General features: G+C 62.5%; 22 protein-coding genes. 14 read left to right on the top strand and 8 right to left on the bottom strand.

What is annotated here, in order from left to right; translation table 11 throughout:
• Window positions 1-14: 14 nt before the first annotated feature.
• The gene (locus OOT43_RS10650) at window positions 15-749 is read right to left on the bottom strand and encodes a class I SAM-dependent methyltransferase (protein ID WP_266020557.1); all 735 of its coding nucleotides are present in this window, start codon (window positions 747-749) and stop codon (window positions 15-17) included.
• A 147-nt stretch (window positions 750-896) separates the two neighbouring features.
• On the opposite strand from OOT43_RS10650, the gene OOT43_RS10645 reads away from it, so the two are divergent.
• The 7 genes from OOT43_RS10645 to OOT43_RS10615 all read left to right on the top strand — a co-directional run bounded on the left by OOT43_RS10645 (window position 897) and on the right by OOT43_RS10615 (window position 6,194).
• On the top strand, window positions 897-2,564 hold the full coding sequence (locus OOT43_RS10645; protein WP_266020556.1) for a pyridoxal phosphate-dependent decarboxylase family protein: 1,668 nt from the start codon (window positions 897-899) through the stop codon (window positions 2,562-2,564).
• A 94-nt stretch (window positions 2,565-2,658) separates the two neighbouring features.
• The gene (gene hisB / locus OOT43_RS10640; protein ID WP_266020554.1) at window positions 2,659-3,252 is read left to right on the top strand and encodes an imidazoleglycerol-phosphate dehydratase HisB; all 594 of its coding nucleotides are present in this window, start codon (window positions 2,659-2,661) and stop codon (window positions 3,250-3,252) included.
• A gap of 48 nt (window positions 3,253-3,300) precedes the next feature.
• Complete coding sequence (hisH, locus tag OOT43_RS10635; RefSeq protein WP_266020553.1) at window positions 3,301-3,942, top strand: imidazole glycerol phosphate synthase subunit HisH; 642 nt, start codon at window positions 3,301-3,303, stop codon at window positions 3,940-3,942.
• A gap of 50 nt (window positions 3,943-3,992) precedes the next feature.
• On the top strand, window positions 3,993-4,724 hold the full coding sequence (hisA, locus tag OOT43_RS10630) for a 1-(5-phosphoribosyl)-5-[(5-phosphoribosylamino)methylideneamino]imidazole-4-carboxamide isomerase (protein WP_266020552.1): 732 nt from the start codon (window positions 3,993-3,995) through the stop codon (window positions 4,722-4,724).
• Between the two features lies 1 nt (window position 4,725).
• A complete protein-coding gene (gene hisF, locus OOT43_RS10625; protein WP_266020551.1) occupies window positions 4,726-5,490 on the top strand; it encodes an imidazole glycerol phosphate synthase subunit HisF in 765 nt (254 codons plus the stop codon).
• Complete coding sequence (gene hisI / locus OOT43_RS10620; protein ID WP_266020550.1) at window positions 5,487-5,873, top strand: phosphoribosyl-AMP cyclohydrolase; 387 nt, start codon at window positions 5,487-5,489, stop codon at window positions 5,871-5,873. Before hisF ends, hisI begins: the two co-directional genes overlap by 4 nt.
• A 3-nt stretch (window positions 5,874-5,876) precedes the next feature.
• Window positions 5,877-6,194, top strand: coding sequence for a phosphoribosyl-ATP diphosphatase (locus OOT43_RS10615; protein WP_266020549.1), 318 nt, complete (start codon window positions 5,877-5,879; stop codon window positions 6,192-6,194).
• A gap of 154 nt (window positions 6,195-6,348) precedes the next feature.
• On the opposite strand, the gene OOT43_RS10610 is transcribed toward OOT43_RS10615, so the two are convergent.
• Both OOT43_RS10610 and OOT43_RS10605 read right to left on the bottom strand, forming a co-directional pair.
• Window positions 6,349-7,275: a GIDE domain-containing protein gene (locus OOT43_RS10610; RefSeq protein ID WP_266020548.1), complete on the bottom strand. Its 927-nt coding sequence runs from the start codon at window positions 7,273-7,275 to the stop codon at window positions 6,349-6,351.
• Window positions 7,275-7,847 (bottom strand): LemA family protein, encoded by a 573-nt coding sequence (locus tag OOT43_RS10605; RefSeq protein WP_266020547.1) that lies wholly within the window; start codon window positions 7,845-7,847, stop codon window positions 7,275-7,277. Before OOT43_RS10605 ends, OOT43_RS10610 begins: the two co-directional genes overlap by 1 nt.
• 77 nt (window positions 7,848-7,924) lie before the next feature.
• Between OOT43_RS10605 and OOT43_RS10600 the strand changes: the two genes are divergently transcribed.
• From OOT43_RS10600 to OOT43_RS10590, 3 genes are all read left to right on the top strand, one after another.
• The gene (locus OOT43_RS10600) at window positions 7,925-8,467 is read left to right on the top strand and encodes a gamma carbonic anhydrase family protein (RefSeq protein ID WP_266024891.1); all 543 of its coding nucleotides are present in this window, start codon (window positions 7,925-7,927) and stop codon (window positions 8,465-8,467) included.
• A gap of 199 nt (window positions 8,468-8,666) precedes the next feature.
• The gene (locus tag OOT43_RS10595) at window positions 8,667-9,446 is read left to right on the top strand and encodes a hypothetical protein (protein WP_266020546.1); all 780 of its coding nucleotides are present in this window, start codon (window positions 8,667-8,669) and stop codon (window positions 9,444-9,446) included.
• Window positions 9,447-9,981: 535 nt separating this feature from the next.
• Window positions 9,982-10,521 (top strand): REP-associated tyrosine transposase, encoded by a 540-nt coding sequence (locus tag OOT43_RS10590; protein ID WP_266020545.1) that lies wholly within the window; start codon window positions 9,982-9,984, stop codon window positions 10,519-10,521.
• Between the two features lie 46 nt (window positions 10,522-10,567).
• Here OOT43_RS10590 and OOT43_RS10585 read toward each other — a convergent pair whose 3' ends face one another.
• Window positions 10,568-11,251, bottom strand: coding sequence for an RES family NAD+ phosphorylase (locus tag OOT43_RS10585; protein ID WP_266020544.1), 684 nt, complete (start codon window positions 11,249-11,251; stop codon window positions 10,568-10,570).
• 65 nt (window positions 11,252-11,316) lie between these two features.
• On the bottom strand, window positions 11,317-11,676 hold the full coding sequence (locus tag OOT43_RS10580) for an MbcA/ParS/Xre antitoxin family protein (protein ID WP_266020543.1): 360 nt from the start codon (window positions 11,674-11,676) through the stop codon (window positions 11,317-11,319).
• 202 nt (window positions 11,677-11,878) lie between these two features.
• Between OOT43_RS10580 and OOT43_RS10575 the strand changes: the two genes are divergently transcribed.
• The 3 genes from OOT43_RS10575 to OOT43_RS10565 all read left to right on the top strand — a co-directional run bounded on the left by OOT43_RS10575 (window position 11,879) and on the right by OOT43_RS10565 (window position 13,048).
• Window positions 11,879-12,223 carry a phenylpyruvate tautomerase MIF-related protein gene (locus OOT43_RS10575; RefSeq protein ID WP_266020542.1) on the top strand — a complete coding sequence of 115 codons (345 nt, stop codon included), beginning with the start codon at window positions 11,879-11,881 and terminating at the stop codon, window positions 12,221-12,223.
• A 148-nt stretch (window positions 12,224-12,371) separates the two neighbouring features.
• Entirely contained in the window at window positions 12,372-12,644 is a 273-nt protein-coding gene (locus tag OOT43_RS10570) for an antitoxin (RefSeq protein ID WP_266020541.1), read from the top strand.
• Window positions 12,641-13,048 (top strand): type II toxin-antitoxin system VapC family toxin, encoded by a 408-nt coding sequence (locus OOT43_RS10565; protein ID WP_266020540.1) that lies wholly within the window; start codon window positions 12,641-12,643, stop codon window positions 13,046-13,048. The genes OOT43_RS10570 and OOT43_RS10565 overlap by 4 nt, the downstream gene beginning before the upstream one ends.
• Window positions 13,049-13,245: 197 nt before the next feature.
• Here OOT43_RS10565 and aroE read toward each other — a convergent pair whose 3' ends face one another.
• Complete coding sequence (aroE, locus tag OOT43_RS10560; protein WP_266024889.1) at window positions 13,246-14,085, bottom strand: shikimate dehydrogenase; 840 nt, start codon at window positions 14,083-14,085, stop codon at window positions 13,246-13,248.
• A complete protein-coding gene (gene hemB / locus OOT43_RS10555) occupies window positions 14,082-15,086 on the bottom strand; it encodes a porphobilinogen synthase (protein ID WP_266024888.1) in 1,005 nt (334 codons plus the stop codon). Before hemB ends, aroE begins: the two co-directional genes overlap by 4 nt.
• Before the next feature lie 114 nt (window positions 15,087-15,200).
• Between hemB and OOT43_RS10550 the strand changes: the two genes are divergently transcribed.
• Window positions 15,201-15,851, top strand: a complete 651-nt coding sequence (locus OOT43_RS10550) for an MlaC/ttg2D family ABC transporter substrate-binding protein (protein WP_266020539.1) — start codon at window positions 15,201-15,203, stop codon at window positions 15,849-15,851.
• Here OOT43_RS10550 and hemF read toward each other — a convergent pair.
• Complete coding sequence (gene hemF / locus OOT43_RS10545) at window positions 15,846-16,760, bottom strand: oxygen-dependent coproporphyrinogen oxidase (RefSeq protein WP_266020538.1); 915 nt, start codon at window positions 16,758-16,760, stop codon at window positions 15,846-15,848. The two genes, OOT43_RS10550 and hemF, sit on opposite strands and share 6 nt — an antisense overlap.
• Between the last annotated feature and the right edge of the window lie 85 nt (window positions 16,761-16,845).

Below are 16,845 nucleotides of genomic sequence, written 5' to 3'. Positions count from 1 at the left end.
CATCCCGGTCACGGTCAGGCCCAGTCCAGCGCCTTCGCCCGCACGAGTGTGCCGCCCAGCCTTCCCTCGGCGAGCGCCTTCGCAAGCGCTCCATACCAGCCGATCACGTAGCCGCACCAATCCGGACCGTACGTATCCACGATCCAGTCGCGCTCGCGTGCGAATCGGCTAAGGAGGTCCTCGTACCAGCCTGCAAACCGCAGGCTCCAGTCCTCCCGGGTCTGCAGCTTCCAGCCGGCCGCGGCCAGGGTATCGGCCACCGTTTCGAATTCGATCGGATGACCGATCTCGGAACCGAGTTCGGGTGGCGGGGGCTGGCCCGCGGGCCGGGTATAGTCGACGAGGAGCAGGATGCCCCCCGGACGTGCGGCCGCCTTCATTCGGCGCAGTGCCTCCGCCTGGTCGGGGAAGGCGTACAGGGCCGTGAACAGGTAGATCAGATCGAATCCGTCGAACTGTGCAGGCTCCATGCGGCAGGCGTCCTGCTGCATAAACCGGACTTCGGGATAACGCTCCCTGGCGTAATCGATCGACGCGGCGTCGATGTCCACTCCGGTCACCTCGCCCCAGCCGTGGCGCTGAAACCAATCGGCGGTACCGCCGCGCCCGCAGCCGACATCCAGGAGGCGGTGGATCCCATCGCGCGGCAGTCCTTCGACCGCGGCGAGAATGGCGTCCTCTTCGCCGGGGTGGGCGTAGTCCGCGCCCCTGGCGCGCGCCAGGATGGCCTTGCCGGTGGGGGAGTTCATTCGGAAATCCATTCGTGCTCCTCGGCGGGGTGTTGGCTGCGGCGATTATATCGCCCGTGTTCGAAGCTGGACCTCGGAGGGCGCGTGGTTTAGTTTGCTAAGATCGAACGCTCCCGAACGGGAGCAGGGCAAAAGGGACGGATGAACGTGAATACCTATCATCGTCATTACAGCGAGATTCTCGAAACCCTCAAGGCCTGCTTCCCTGCGCCGGTGTCCAATCCGGTCATGGACGGCTACTTCGTGCACACGCTGTCCTGTTTCCTGGACCGGGTGGACGATCTCAAGTCGGCCTCGCCCATCCTGGGCTCGACGCTGGACGGCGATTATTCCGCCCAGCGCGCCTTGCCGATGCCGGAGCGGATGAGTTCGATCGAGCAGATTACCGCGATGTTGGCGGACTATTGCCGTGGCATGGTGGTATGGGCTCATCCCAACGCCCAGGCCAACGTGATTCCGCCTCCCACCATCGCCAGCATCACCGCCTTCATCGCCAGTGCCATCTACAATCCGAACATCATCTGGGACGAATATTCGGCACGCTTCGCCGAAGCCGAAATCGAGGCGGTGGCCATGCTGGCGGATCTGGTGGGCTACGAGCGGGAGCATGCCGGCGGGGTGTTCACCTTCGGCGGCACCGGCACGATACTCTACGGCCTGAAGCTGGCCCTGGAGAAAATTTCGGGCGGTCGTGCGATGCGGGAAGGCGTCCGCAAGCCGTACAAGGTACTGGCTTCGGGGGTGTCGCACTATTCCCGGGTGAACGTCGCCGGCTGGCTGGGGCTCGGCAGCGAGAATCTGGTCACCGTGCCCACTACGCTGCAGAACGAGATGTCGCTGACGCATCTGGAAAGCGAGTTGCGGCGGCGGTTCGACGCCGGCGAGGAAGTGGCGGCGATCATCGCCACCCTCGGCACCACCGACGCGTTCGGCATCGACGACCTCGCCGCGATCGCCGATCTGCGGGATGTGCTGGCGGAGGAATACCGCCTGCCGTATCGGCCACACCTCCATGCGGACGCGGTGATCGGCTGGCCGTGGTCGGTGTTCAAGGACTACGACTTCGAGCTGAATCCCTTGGGATTCCATGCCCGTACCCTGCGCTCGCTGCAGGATTCGGTGGAGCGCATCGGCTTCCTGCACCGCGCCGACAGCATCGGGCTGGACTTCCATAAGACCGGCTATGCGCCCTACGTGTCCAGCGCCGTGCTGGTGAAGAACCGCGAGGACCTCGCGCTGCTGAGCCGCGATCCGGCGCAGATGCCTTATCTCTACCAGTTCGGCCATTACCATCCGGGGCTGTTCACGCTGGAATGCTCGCGCTCCGGGGCCGGTGCGCTCGCCGCCCTCGCCAATCTCCGGCTGCTCGGCAAGGAGGGCTACCGGGTCATCCTCGGCCACAGCGTGGAAATGTCGGAACGCCTGCGCGAGCTGCTGGAGGAGCTGGATTTCGTCCATATCCTGAACGGCTGCAATTTCGGCCCGGTCACGCTGTTCCGGCTCTACCCGCCAGGGACCGACGCGGCGGCGGCCTACCATCGCGAGCTGACCGATCCGGGATTCGCCGACGTGCTGGAGCGCCACAACCGTTTCAACCGCGAAATCTTCGACCGGATGCATGCCAAGGCGGTGAAGGGCGAGGGTGTGCTGCTGTCCTGGACCGACGCCTATCGCGACGCTGGGCGCGGCTACGGTCGTATTGCCGCCATCAAATCCTTCATCATGAGCCCCTGGACCGACCGACGGGCGATCGACCGGGTGGTGGACCAGGTATGGCGGGCGTGGGAGGCCTGTGGGCCGGGTTTTTCGGCCTGAATGGCCGGACAGGGCCTAGGGGCTTATGCTCGTTCCGCCCGCGGTATATCATAGGCGCTTCAACCGCCAAGACACGATTCATTCCCCCTCCCCCATGAACAGGCGAACCGCTGAGGTCGAGCGCTATACCCTGGAAACGCAGATACGGGTCCAGATCGACCTGGATGGTACCGGCAAGGGCAAACTCCGGAGCGGTGTGCCTTTTCTCGACCACATGCTCGACCAGGTGGCGCGGCACGGCTGCATGGACCTGGAAGTCGAAGCGAAGGGCGATCTGCACATCGACGCCCACCATACAGTGGAAGACGTCGGAATCACGCTCGGCCAAGCCCTCGGCAAGGCGCTGGGCGACAAGCGAGGCATCCACCGCTACGGCCATGCCTACGTCCCCCTGGATGAGGCACTGTCCCGCGTGGTGATCGATTTTTCCGGGCGTCCCGGCCTGTTCTACGAAGTCGATTTTCCCCGAGACCGCATCGGCGATTTCGAGGTGGACCTCTTCGTCGAGTTTTTCCGCGGATTCGTGAACCATGCCCAGGCGACGCTGCACATCGACAACCTCAAGGGGCAGAACGCCCATCACGTCGCCGAGACGATCTTCAAGGCGTTCGGGCGCGCGGTGCGCGCGGCCGTCGAACGCGATGCGAGGGCCGCCGGGGTCCTCCCCTCGACCAAAGGCCTGCTCTAAGCCCGATCCCTGATCTATCCTTCCTTACTTTTGACAGAACCTGAGCTTATGTCTTCGGTGGCGGTCATCGATTACGGCATGGGGAATCTCCACTCCATCGCCAAAGCGCTCCAGCATGCGGACGCAAACGCCGTTGTTGCGGTCACCTCCGACCCGGCTGCGATACTCGCGAGCGATCGCGTGGTGTTCCCCGGCGTGGGGGCCATGCGCGACTGCATGGCCCACGTCGCTGAACGGGGGCTGGAGCCGGTGATCCGCCTCGCCGCCGCCGAGAAGCCGTTCCTCGGCATTTGTCTGGGCATGCAGGCGCTGCTTGAAGAGAGCGAGGAGAACGGCGGCACCCGCAGCCTCGGCCTCATTCCCGGCCGGGTGCTGCGGTTCCCGGAAGGGCTCACCGATGCCCGCGGCGAGCCGCTCAAGATTCCGCACATGGGCTGGAACCGGGTGCAATTCAGCGACCTGTCCCATCCGCTCTGGGCCGGCATCCCGGCGGAGAGCTGGTTCTATTTCGTGCACAGCTATTACGCGGCGCCCGCCGATCCGGCCGATGTCGCCGCGACCAGCGACTATCCCGGCCCGTTCGCGGCCGCCGTGGCGCGGAGCAATGTTTTCGCGGTGCAGTTCCACCCCGAAAAAAGCCAGGCCGCCGGCTTGCGCCTGCTGGCAAATTTTCTCCGGTGGGAACCTTAGGACATCCCGTTGAAAACCCGTTACTTAAGGGCGTTGAGGGCCTTACGTTTATGTTGCTGATACCGGCTATCGACTTGAAAGACGGCAAATGCGTCCGGCTGCGGCAGGGCCGCATGGAAGACGACACGGTGTTTTCCGACGATCCGGTGGCGGTGGCGGGCCGGTGGGTTGCCGCCGGCGCCAGGCGCCTCCATCTGGTGGACCTGGACGGCGCCTTCGCCGGCAAGCCGCGCAATGCCGAGACCATCCATGCCATCCGGGAGACCTACCCCGACATCGAAATCCAGGTCGGCGGCGGCATCCGCGACGAGGAGACCATCCAGGGCTACCTGAACGCCGGGGTCGATTTCGTCATCATCGGCACCAAGGCCGTCAGCGCACCGCATTTCGTGAGCGACGTCACCGCCGAATTCCCCAACCATATCATCATCGGGCTGGACGCCCGCGACGGCAAAGTCGCCATCGACGGCTGGTCCAAACTCTCGCACCACGACGTGATCGACCTGGCGCAGAAGTTCGAGGAAGATGGGGTTGAGGCGATCATCTACACCGACATCAGCCGCGACGGCATGATGGGCGGCGTGAACATCGAGGCCACCTCCCGGCTGGCGCGCGCGATCCACATCCCCGTGATCGCCTCCGGCGGCATCACGACGGTCGACGACATCAGGGCGTTGGGCGAGATCGTCGGCGACGGCGTGATCGGCGCCATCACCGGCCGGGCGATCTACGAAGGCACCCTGGATTTCGCAGAAGGCCTCAAGCTGGCGGAAACCTTCTAGAATGCTGGCCAAGCGCATCATTCCCTGCCTCGACGTCGACAACGGCCGCGTCGTCAAAGGCGTCCGCTTCGTCGACATCCGCGACGCCGGCGATCCGGTCGAGATCGCCCGCCGCTACGACCGGGAGGGCGCGGACGAACTCACCTTTCTCGACATCACCGCCAGTTCAGACGACCGCGAAACCATGGTGCACGTGGTCGAGCAGGTGGCCGGCGAGGTATTCATCCCGCTGACGGTGGGCGGCGGCATCCGTACCCTGGACGACATCCGCCGCATGCTCAACGCCGGAGCCGACAAGGTCAGCATCAATACCGCCGCGGTGTTCAATCCCGAGTTCGTGCGCGAGGCCGCCGAGCGTTTCGGGTCGCAGTGCATCGTGGTGGCCATCGACGCCAAGCAGGTGAGCGAGAACCCGCCGCGTTGGGAAATCTTCACCCACGGCGGGCGCAAACCGACCGGGCTGGACGCCGTGCAATGGGCGCGGCGCATGGTCGAGCTGGGTGCCGGCGAAATCCTGCTCACCAGCATGGACCGCGACGGTACCAAGGCTGGATTCGATTTGGGGCTGACCCGGGCGATCAGCGACGCGGTCAGCGTGCCGGTTATCGCCTCCGGCGGCGTGGGCAACCTCCAGCATCTCGCCGACGGCATCCTGCAGGGCCGGGCCGATGCCGTGCTGGCCGCCAGCATTTTCCATTTCGCCGAGTACAGCGTCGGCCAAGCCAAGGATTTCCTGGCCGCCCAGGGCATCGAGGTGCGCCGGTGAGCGCCTGGCTGGACGAGATACGCTGGACCGCCGATGGCCTGGTGCCGGTGGTGGCGCAGGAAGCCGGGACCGGCCAGGTGCTGATGGTGGCCTGGATGAACCGCGAGGCCTTGGCCTTGACCGCCGAGGAAGGCTATGCGGTGTACTGGTCGCGCTCGCGCGGCCGGCTGTGGCGCAAGGGCGAGGAGTCCGGCCACCGCCAGACGGTGCTGGAAATTCGTCTGGACTGCGACGAGGACGTGGTGCTGCTCAAGGTCGAGCAGGCCGGCGGCATCGCCTGCCATACCGGTCGCCACCATTGCTTCTACCGCGTGCTGAACGACGGCCGCTGGGAGACGGTCGAGCCGGTGCTGAAGTCGCCCGATTCGATCTACGGAGCCTGAGCGATGGATGTCCTGAACCAGTTGGCGGAAATCCTCGAGCAGCGTAAGTCGGAAGCGCCCGACAAGAGCTATGTCGCGAGCCTGTATGCCAAGGGGCTCGACACCATTCTCAAGAAGATCGGCGAAGAAGCCACCGAAACCGTGATTGCCGCCAAGGACGGAGAGCGCGACAAGATCGTCTACGAAATGGCCGACCTTTGGTTCCACTGCTGCGTGCTGCTCGCCCAGCAGGGACTCGGTCCGGACGATGTGCTGCGGGAACTGGCCCGGCGCTTCGGCATGTCGGGCCTGGAAGAGAAGGCTTCACGCAAACCCGGTTGAGGGGGCGCAGCGGCTTTTTCCCTTTTCCCACTGGGACAAAAACGCCGGGAGCGATTTTGGTCGAGCGAAGCTCGCCCGAAGGGTTTCGGGCTGGATTGCCCGAAAACAGAAGGTGGCCCGTAGGGCCGGATGAGGGCGAGGCGCTTCTTGTCACTCAACCATTCCACAGCTTGGCCGACACCGCGCCGCCCACGCCCGCGGCGACCAGGAAACCCGCCAGCCAGGCCAGCCCCTGCCACAAATGGCGCCGGGCCAGGTGATCCTGGGGCAGCGCCGAGATCAGGAACCTCGATCCATCGCGCGGCTTACGCAGCACATTGAGCTCGATCGAGTGGACCGCCGTGCCGCGCCGCTGCAAGACCTCGTTGCGGGCCGCTCCCCGCGCCGTCTCCCATTCCTCCAGGTCAATTTCGCCGTCCTGGTTCGCGTCGAAGCGCTGCAGCAAGGCGGCTTTGTCCTGCTTCCAGGCAGCCAGCAGATCGCGGGTTTCCTCATCCGGCGAGCTGTCGCCCCCGCCGATGCCGGCAAACTGGCCGGAAACGAAAAGCCATTCGCCTTCGGGAATGCGGGACTCGGTATAGCGGTAGGGGCCGGCCGGAAGCAGGAAGTCCCAGACACTTCGGCGCCCGCGCGGCAGGCCGCCGGGCCGCGGGTAGAGGCCGCGCCAGCTCAGGCGGATCGGCGGCAGCACCTCGGCGTCCTCGGGATCGACGACGCAGCGGCCGGTTTCGTCCTCGATTTCGAAGATGGCGGTGCTGGTACCCTCGTCGAGGGTTTGCCAGTCCGAGTCACCGCTTTCCCGGTCTTTGCGTTCCAGCGTGTACCGGTACCAGACGCAGCGCTTTCCGCTCAGGGGCGCGACGATGGGTTCACCCGGCATCATTCGGGCGCGCCCTTCCAGTTCGACGTAGCCCTGGGCTGCCGAACGTATGCGCGAAGTCGGACGGTCGGTGATCGCCCGGCCATGGCTCAGATGGCCGAAACCCCGCCACAGGCACAAGGCCGCTGCGGCGGCGCTCAGCCACGCCAGCAGCCAGATTTCGCGCTCCCCGGCCGCGGCGAGCCAGTCGGACACCCCCATCAGCCGAACAGAGCGCGCAGATCGGGGTTGCTGATGTCGGTATCCGAGAATTCCAGCAGATCGAACGGCTTGAAGCCGAACAGGCGGGCGATGATGAGGTCGGGGAACTGGTCGAGCCGTACGTTGTTGGCGTTGACGTGGTCGTTATAGAACTCGCGGCGGTCGGCGATCGAGCTTTCCAGTTCGGTGATGCGCCGCTCCAGCGCCCGGAACGACTGGTCCGCCTTGAGCTCCGGGTAGTTCTCCGCCACGGCGAACAGGCTCATGAGCCCCTGCCGCAGCTCGCCTTCGGCGGAGCCCAGGGCGCGGACGTCGTGATGTTCGCGCGCCGCGGAAACGCCGCTGCGGGCCTGGATCACCCGTTCCAGGGTCTCCTTCTCGTGCTTCATGTACTGCTTGCAGGTTTCCACCAGCTTGGGCAGTTCGTCGTGCCGCTGGGCCAGGAGCACGTCGATGTTGGCCCAGGCTTTTACGGTATCATGCTTGAGTTGCACGAGACGGTTATAGATCAGGATCACGTACAGGGCGATCAGGATCAGCACCCCGAAAAGTATGAAACCGGCGATGGGCATGGCGACTCTCCTCCTGCGTGGGGCCTAGTATAGCGGCCGGCGGCCATCGCCAGAACGCCGACCGGCAGAGAGGAAAGATGGCGATCCAGACCTACAATGGTATCCACCCCACGCTGGGCCAGAACGTATTCGTCGCGGAAAGCGCCTTCGTCGCGGGCGACGTGAGCCTGGGAGACGACGTTTCAATCTGGCCCTGCGTGGTTGCCCGCGGCGACGTCCATCGAATCGAAATCGGCCCCGCCACCAATATCCAGGACGGCAGCGTGCTGCACGTCACCCAGCCCAGCACCTTCAACGAAGCCGGATTCCCCTTGATCGTCGGCGCCGGCGTCACCGTCGGCCATCGCGCCGTGCTGCACGGCTGCACCATCGGCGACCTGTGCCTGATCGGCATCGGCGCCATCGTCATGGACGGCGCCGTCATCGAAGACCACGTCATGGTCGGCGCCGGCACCTTGGTACCGCCGGGCAAGCGCCTGGAAAGCGGCTACCTCTACGTCGGATCGCCCGCCAAACAGGCCCGGCCCCTCAAGGACTCCGAACTCGAATTCCTCGTCCATTCCCGCGATGGGTATGTGAAATTGAAGAATCAGTATTTGCGGGATAAAGGTATCGGGTAATTTCGACGCCTTTCTGGGGACTTGGATCGACTTCGTGCAAAGGGCAGAGAATCGGCTTCTGTGATTGTAGTGGTGTGATCTATATAAAGAAGCCGTTGGCGGACGTGCTAGGCAGATTCTGTATAGCATGTCGAACATGGATCCTGTCTCGTAACATGTTATCTCTTAAAGGCTGCTATCGAGCCGCGAGGAATATTCGATGCGTTACCTTGTTTACATTGATATCCTCGGATTCTCCGAGTTAGTTAAGAGTGATACGGTAACGGTTGAATGGCTATATACTGTAATTGATGAGCTAAATGCGCATCGGCACCACGAGTTCAAGACCATTGTCTTTTCTGATACCGTCTTAATCTATTCGGAGAAGTCCTGCGTTGACGAAAGGTGTCACGAATATTTGTCAATGTTTGCAGTCGAATTTACGCAAGATTTATTCTACAGGATATCCAGGCGAGGTTTGTTCTTTAGGGCGGTAATTGATTATGGCGAATTCGAACACTCACGATTGACGAACTGTGAAAAGTTTTACGGGCAATCTCTGATACGTTGTTACGAACTGGAAAAGAAAATCCTTTGCATCGGAACTTTCATAACAGATAGTGCCGCCAAGTATCAACACATATTTCCGATGGCGCGCTATTCGGATGAACTATTGTTCGTGTTTTTTCAGCAAAGGTATTATCAATTTTCAGAAAATTATACGGGTTGGCCGAACTTGACCCTGGGGGTTATTGATCAAGAATGTGCCGTAAATTCAATAGCCCAAGAAATGTACTTGTTTAAAAAGATGACCAAGAGCGCCAGATGCCACGCGAATCCAAATGTCCGGCAAAAGTACTTGGCGTATGTCGAGTTCTATCGTTCGCGATACCCATGGCCGTTAGATGCGTGGCAAGCAAGAGGGTTCGGAATGTTAACGATTGGAGTTCCGGGTGATTGGATGCCCGTATACAGAACAATTGTCACTTCGCAATATTGAGATAACAATGCCATACACAAGGACGTCAAACTCTTCACGCCTCTTGCGCATTCGCTGCGCGAATTATATGCGCAAGAGGCCCAATAGGATAATGGGATGGACTCCTCCCCTCTGTAACGGCATCGGGATGTGCCAAGGTGGAGGTGAAGCCAACCACTGGATGAAGAGGAGGAATCCGAGATGAATGCTACGACGATCGGTTTGGACATTGCAAAGCCCGCGTAGCTCCGATTAGCGCAGCGTAATCGGAGGAGTGAAGGCCGAACGTCGCGGGTATCCCCACCGCCCCAGCTTAACTGGCTATTCAAGTGCGCGTGGGGCATCGGTTTTCCCTGTGGCTGCTGCGCTTGGTCGCGCCTCTTGACGTCCCTCCAAATACGCTCGTCGGGGGAGATCCGGCAAGGGTGATTCGCCCGGTTGGAGGCTGAGGAAATGCGGCTGCCTGACAAGGCGCTCCAGGGGACCGGCCATAAAAAGTCCATAGGATGCGCTGAGGCACGAAGCGCATCATTCGAGCAACAATACCGGCCAGCGAATGACGGACTATCGCCGCTTTTATATTCCGGGATCGACCTGGTTCTTTACGGTCAATCTGGCGGAGCGGCGAGATAATCGTCTGTTGGTCGAAAGGATTGACGAGCTACGGGTGGCTTTTCGTTATGCCAAGCACCGTAAGCCTTTCCGTATCGACGCGGTCGTTATCCTGCCCGACCATCTGCATTGCATCTGGACGCTGCCCCCCGAGGATGCGGACTTTTCGACACGCTGGAGTTTGCTCAAAAGCCGCTTTTCCCGCGCCATACCCGCAGGCGAGCGAATTTCGCAAAGCCGTTCGAAGCGTAGAGAACGCGGGCTATGGCAACGGCGATTCTGGGCGCACTTATTGACTGGGCAAGAAGATTTCAACGCCCATTTCGACTATATCCATTGGAACCCCGTAAAGCATGGGCGCGTGCGGCGGGTGGCCGATTGGCCCTATTCGAGTTTCCATCGATTCGTGGCGTTGGGCGTTTACCCCATGGGCTGGGGACATTCGGGGGATTTCGGCATTCCACCGGCAGCATGTCTCGAATGATGCGCTTCGTGCCTCAGCGCATCCTATAACCCTTGAACTCTGGTGCTCAGCAAACGGCTGGCGCAGGCAACATACCCTCGACCAGGAGGGTTTCAAGCTCGAAACCTCGAATCTGCCTCGCCTCGCCCAAGAACGCCACGCGTTCTCCCGAGGTTTCCGCGAGCCAGTTCTGGCATTCGACCGGCCGTTTGTCGGCCAGCGCAGCGGGCTCGAACAAGGCGACGTTGATTCCCCCTGCCGGATCCCGTGCCGACACGTACTCGAACGCTTGAACACCGGCTTCTCTCATCGCGCTTCCCAGGTCCTGGGTGGCCGCATAGTGCCCGGGGTCGGTCAGCGCCGCACGCCAAGCGTCGAAGGGCGGATCTTGCAGTTTCAAACTCCTGTCGCAGGCATAGCGTGCGCTGAACACGGTGTGCTGGGTGACGATGGGTGCTTGAGGCGGCGTTTCCATGCCTTGCCAGAACACGAAGCGGTAGTAGGCAACTTCGGCCAGCATCGTGTCGACAGTGGCCGAACCATAGAACAGGCTGGGTTCGTGCCGCCGGCCAAAGCGAGAGCCATGGCGCAGGGGCGGGTAGCGGAAAGGGGTTGTGAGCAGGTAATGGAAATCCCCGGCGGTTTCCGGCGGCGAGGGTTTGGACGTTTCCAGAAGTTCTTCCAGTAGGGCCTGTTCTTCCAGGGAAGACACGATCCGATAGGTCGCCACCTGTTCCTGGCTTTCGACCATCCGGTAGAGACAACCGTGGAGCGGGCCAAAGGGTGCTTGGTCGCGGCATGCGGCCCATATCGCGCTCAAATTTTCCCTCGCATGGCATCGAGGTATTCCACAACGCCCACCAGGCCTTGAACGCTGCGGATCTGTTCCGCCGGAATACCGCCGGTGTGCCGATTGCGGGTCTTCATCCAGTGCGCCATCTGCGCTTCATCGCCCCCCATCAGCGCAAACAGGGACCGGTAAATCCGGATCAGCAGCAGCGCCAATTCCCCGGACTTGCTGGCCGGGTCGATGCCATTGCGGCTGATCGAGCTCCGGTTGCGAGCGATCGTGACCTCCAGTACCGACTGGCTCAGTCCAAGTTTCCTGCCCGCCTCCAGAAAGGCGCGTCCCAAAACGGACGAGGGCTCCGGCTTGGCCTTGGCTACGGTATTCATGCTCTTTCCTACACGTTATCGTGCGTATGCAACGAATATATCATATGATTTGCGTATGCAGCGATCGGAGTGGATCATCGAGGTAAGCCCCTGGCTTTGCCAGCGGATCAGCACGCAAAATGAGGGCGCGCCCGGCTTTCGGATGTGACGCGGCCGTTCATGTCCGACGCCCGAGGCGGAAGGCAACTACCAGGAGAACACCATGCCATACCTGAAAATCCAGATGAGCCGGGGGCTCGAGCCCGAAAAGTCGAAAGCGCTGCTGGCTGCGGCTTCCCAAAGAATTGCCAGCGAACTGGGCAAGCCGGAGCGTTATGTGATGGTGGAACTCACCTCGAATCCGGCCATGCTTTTTGCCGGCACGGACGAGCCGGCGGCTTTCGTGGAACTGAAGAGCATCGGCCTCCCCGCCGGCAAGACCAAGGCCCTGTCCCAGGCCTTGTGTTCGCTGCTGCAGGATTCCGCTGGGATAGCGCCGGCGCGTGTCTATATCGAGTTCACCGATGCCGCCGGGGGTTTCTGGGGATGGAATAGCTCCACCTTTTGACCGGGGGGCGTTGGCCGTTTCCGGCCGGGTTCTTTGCTTCGAATGTCGCGGTTGGCTGGCACGGCTTGATGACCCCTTGCTAAGGATGACCGAAATGACGATCGGACGTATATACTGCTGTCTATATTTGTGAGGAGAGAGACGAGCCATGCCCGAAACGCGCATCGCCAAGCTGTTCAAGAACGGCGCCAGCCAGGCGGTTCGGCTGCCCGCCGAATTCCGCTTCGAGGGGGATGAGGTTTACGCGACGCGGGATGAGGCGACCGGCGACGTGGTCTTGTCTTCCCGCCCCGGTGCGAAGACTTGGGGCGACTTTTTCGAGCTGCTGCATTCCATCGAAGTCCCCGAGGATTTCATGGCTGAACGTCCCATGAACGTGGTACCCGCCGAGCGCGACGTATTCGGGGGCGAAGAGCCATGAGTGTGCTGCACATGCTGGATACGGACATTGCGAGCTATGTGATCAAAGGCCGCTCTCCCGCCGTGGAAGCGAAACTGATGGCGATCGTGCCGTCCATGGTTTGCATTTCCGCAGTGACCCGCGCTGAACTCATGTATGGGCTGAAACGTTTACTTGCGGGGCACCGCCTCCACCTTGCGGTGCGCCGGTTTCTCAAGATCGTGCGGGTTCTGTCCTGGGACGCCGAGGCTGCAGATTATTACGCGGACATCCGCCACCAACTGGTTTCCACCGGCCAGCCCATTGGTGAGATGGACATGATGATCGCTGCCCATTCACTTTCCGCCGGCGCTATGCTGGTGACCAACAATGTCCGCCATTACAGCCGGATCGAGGCGCCTTTATTGTTAGTAAACTGGGCTTGACGACGGAAGACAAAGACCGGCGGTGTGTTCTGGAGCATCGAGTCAAGGCGAAGCTGGATGCCTTGGCCAAGGTTTTTCGCCAAGAACGGTGCTTGGGTAATCTTCCAAGTCCAGATCAAACCGCCGCCGAACGGCCGCCCCAACTCTCCGCTTCCCGCGGGTTCCAAACCGAGCGCATCGGCCTACTCACCGTCTGATCACTTCGCGGTTCGCCGCTCGGCTTCGAGCGTCTCGATCACCGGCCGCGTTTGCGGGCGCACGCCGCGCCAGAGCAGGAAGGCTTCGGCGGCCTGTTCCACCAGCATGCCGATGCCGTCGGCGCTGACGGTGGCCTGCTTTTCCCGGCCCCATCGTACGAAGGGCGTGGGTTCGGCGGCATAGGCCAGGTCGTAGCAACTGCCGCCGGGGGCGAGCGCATCGGCGGGGAGCGGCGGGAGTTCGCCGCTCAGGCTGGCGGCGGTGGCGTTGAGGATCAGGTCGAAGCGGTGCCCGGCCAGATCGGCGAAGCCGCAGCCTTCGACGGGGCCCAGATCGCCGAACTCCGCAGCCAGGGTTTCTGCGGTGGCGACGGTGCGGTTGGCGATGACCAGTCGGGCCGGCCGCTCGGCCAGTAGGGGCGCCAGGATTCCCCGCGTCGCCCCGCCGGCGCCGAGCACGAGGATTTTTGCGCCCGCAAGGTTCAGCCCGAGGTTGTCCCGCAGGTCGCGGAGCAGGCCAACGCCGTCGGTGTTGTCGCCGAAGACCGAGCCGTCATCCCGCAATGCCAGCGTATTGACGGCGCGTGCCCGCTCCGCCCGGTCGCTCCGGCTGTCCGCGAGCCGCCAGGCGAGTTCCTTGAGCGGCACGGTGCAGTTGAGGCCGCGGCCGCCGCTGCCGAAGAACTCGCGGACTTGGGATTCGAACCGTTCGGGCGGTACGTCCTCGGCGGTATAGACCAGGTCCTGGCCGGTCTGGGCGGCGAACAGGCTGTGGATGCGGGGCGACTGACTGTGCTTGATCGGGTGCCCGAACACCGCGTATCGGTCGGGCTGGGTCATTTCAGCCAAGTCGCCACGTCCTTGGCGAAATAGGTGAGGATGCCGTCGGCGCCGGCTCGCTTGAAGGCCAGCAGCGATTCCAGGACGACCGCGCGCTCGTCCAGCCAGCCGTTCTGCGCCGCGGCCTTCAGCATGGCGTACTCGCCGCTGACCTGGTAGGCATAGGTGGGCACGCCGAAGCGCTCCTTCACCCGCCGCACGATGTCCAGGTAGGGCATGCCGGGCTTGACCATGACCATGTCCGCACCTTCCTGCAAGTCCAGTTCGACTTCCCGCAGGGCTTCGTCGCCGTTGGCGGGGTCCATCTGGTAGGCATACTTGTTGCCGCCGCCGAGGTTCGCGGCCGAGCCCACCGCGTCTCGGAACGGCCCGTAGAAGCTGGAGGCATATTTCGCCGAGTAGGCGAGGATGCGGGTGTTGACGTAGCCCTCGGCCTCGAGCGCCTGCCGGATGGCGCCGATGCGCCCGTCCATCATGTCGGACGGGGCGACGACGTCGGCACCGGCGGCGGCGTGGGACAGGGCCTGTTTCACCAGGGCGTCCACGGTTTTGTCGTTGACCACGTAGCCGGTGTCGTCGATCAGCCCGTCCTGGCCGTGCGAGGTGAAGGGGTCCAGGGCGACGTCGGTGATGACGCCGAGTTCGGGCAGCCGGGCCTTCAGGACCCTGACGGCGCGCTGGGCCAAGCCTTCCGGGTTCCAGGCTTCGCTGGCTTCCTGGTCCTTTTTTTCGGGGGCGATCACCGGGAACAGAGCGACTGCCGGAATGCCGAGCTCGAGCGCCGCGGCGGCTTCCTCCAGCAGCAGATCGACGCTGAGGCGCTCGACGCCAGGCATGGAGGCGACCGGCTCACGGGCCTTGGTGCCTTCGGTGACGAACAGGGGATAAATCAGGTCGTCCACCGTCAGCCGGTTTTCCCGCATCAGGCGGCGGCTGAAATCATCCTTGCGCATGCGGCGTGGGCGGACGGACGGGAATAGTCCGGGGCGGGTGTCGAGCATGTCCATGAACTGGGTGGTTTCCGAATCGAATGGTATAGTGTACTGAAGGCCCGCACGCTATGATACCGCGTGCTTTTTGCCCCCGTTTTTCCCTAATTCCCTCAGGAGTCTTTCATGAATGCCAAGGCCGTATTGCGTTACGCGAGTTGCTTGCAATTCGTGCTACTGCTATGCGGGGCGTCTGCGGCATCGGCCTATGCCGAGCAACTCTCGCCTCCGCAGCAAGTGATCCAGCAGACGTCGAACCAACTCCAGAGTTCGTTGCAGAAGCCCGAGTACAAGGAGGACTTCCGCAAGGCGACCGAACTGGTCGAGCGCATCATCGATCCGCATGTGGATTTCGAGCGGGTTTCCATTCTGGTCCTCGGCAAATACTGGAAGACCGCCACGCCGGATCAGAGAGACCGGTTCAAGAAGGAGTTCAAAACGCTCCTGGTCAGAACCTATACCACGGCGTTTACCGAGTATTCCAACTGGGATATCCGCTATCTTCCCTCACAGGATGCGTCGGCGGGCAAGACCATGGTCCGGACCGAAGTCCTGCAGGAAGGTGCGCAGCCGATTGCGGTGAACTATCGCATGGCGCAGACCGGCAGCGAGTGGAAGGTCTACGACATCCTGATCGAAGGCATCAGCCTGCTGCAGAACTATCGCACCAGCTTCACCAACCAAGTGGCGCAGACGGGCCTCGAGCCGCTGATCAAGGATCTGGTGCAGCGCAACGCCAATGCGTTCAAGGAGCCGTTGGCCCACAAGGAATCATGATTCCAGCCATTCCCGCGGCTTCAGATAGTTGAGATAGAGGTTTTCCTCGGCACTGCCTTGTTCCGGTCGCCAGTTGTAGCGCCAGTGGGCGACGGGGGGCAGTGACATGAGGATGGACTCCGTTCTCCCTCCCGACTGGAGCCCGAACAGGGTTCCGCGATCGTAAACCAAGTTGAATTCGACGTAGCGCCCGCGCCGGTAAAGCTGGAATTCCCGCTCCCGTTCGCCGTAGGGCGTCGCCTTCCGCCGCTGGACGATCGGCAGGTAAGCCTTCAGGTAATGGTCGCCTACGCTGCGCAGGAACGCGAAGCAGCGTTCGAATCCCCACTCGTTCAGGTCGTCGAAGAACAGGCCGCCCACGCCTCGGGTCTCGTTGCGATGTTTCAGGAAAAAATACTCGTCACACCAGCGCTTGAACCGGGGATAGACATCTTCCCCGAACGGCAGGCAGGCGTCCCGGCTCGTTCTGTGCCAGTGGATCACGTCGTCTTCGAACGGGTAGTAAGGCGTCAGGTCGAAGCCGCCGCCGAACCACCAGATCGGTGTCTCGCCTTCCTTCTCGGCAAGGAAGAACCGCACATTGGCATGCGAGGTGGGGACATAGGGATTCAGCGGATGGATGACCAGCGACACGCCGGTCGCCTGGAAACTGCGGCCGGCCAGTTCCGGACGATGCGCGGTGGCCGAGGCCGGCAGGCTGGCGCCGCGGACATGGGAGAAATTGACGCCGCCCTGCTCGAAGGTCTTCCCGCCGCTCAGGACACGGGTCCTGCCCCCGCCGCCGGCGGCGTGCTCCCAGCGGTCCTCGATGAAACGGGCGCGCGGTTCTTCCGTTTCCAGCGTACTGCAGATGCTCTCCTGAAGATCCAGCAGATAGGATTTGACGGCTTCGATGTCGGGCCGGCTCATGCCTTGATTCCTCCGTGTCGTGGTGCGGCTCGGCACCGTGCCGAGCCTTCGGCGGATTCTAGCACGGCCGGCCCGGCGGCCCGGG

The organism is Methylococcus mesophilus (assembly GCF_026247885.1).
Classification (GTDB): Bacteria; Pseudomonadota; Gammaproteobacteria; order Methylococcales; family Methylococcaceae; genus Methylococcus; species Methylococcus mesophilus.
This window is presented reverse-complemented; position numbering and strand designations above follow the sequence as displayed.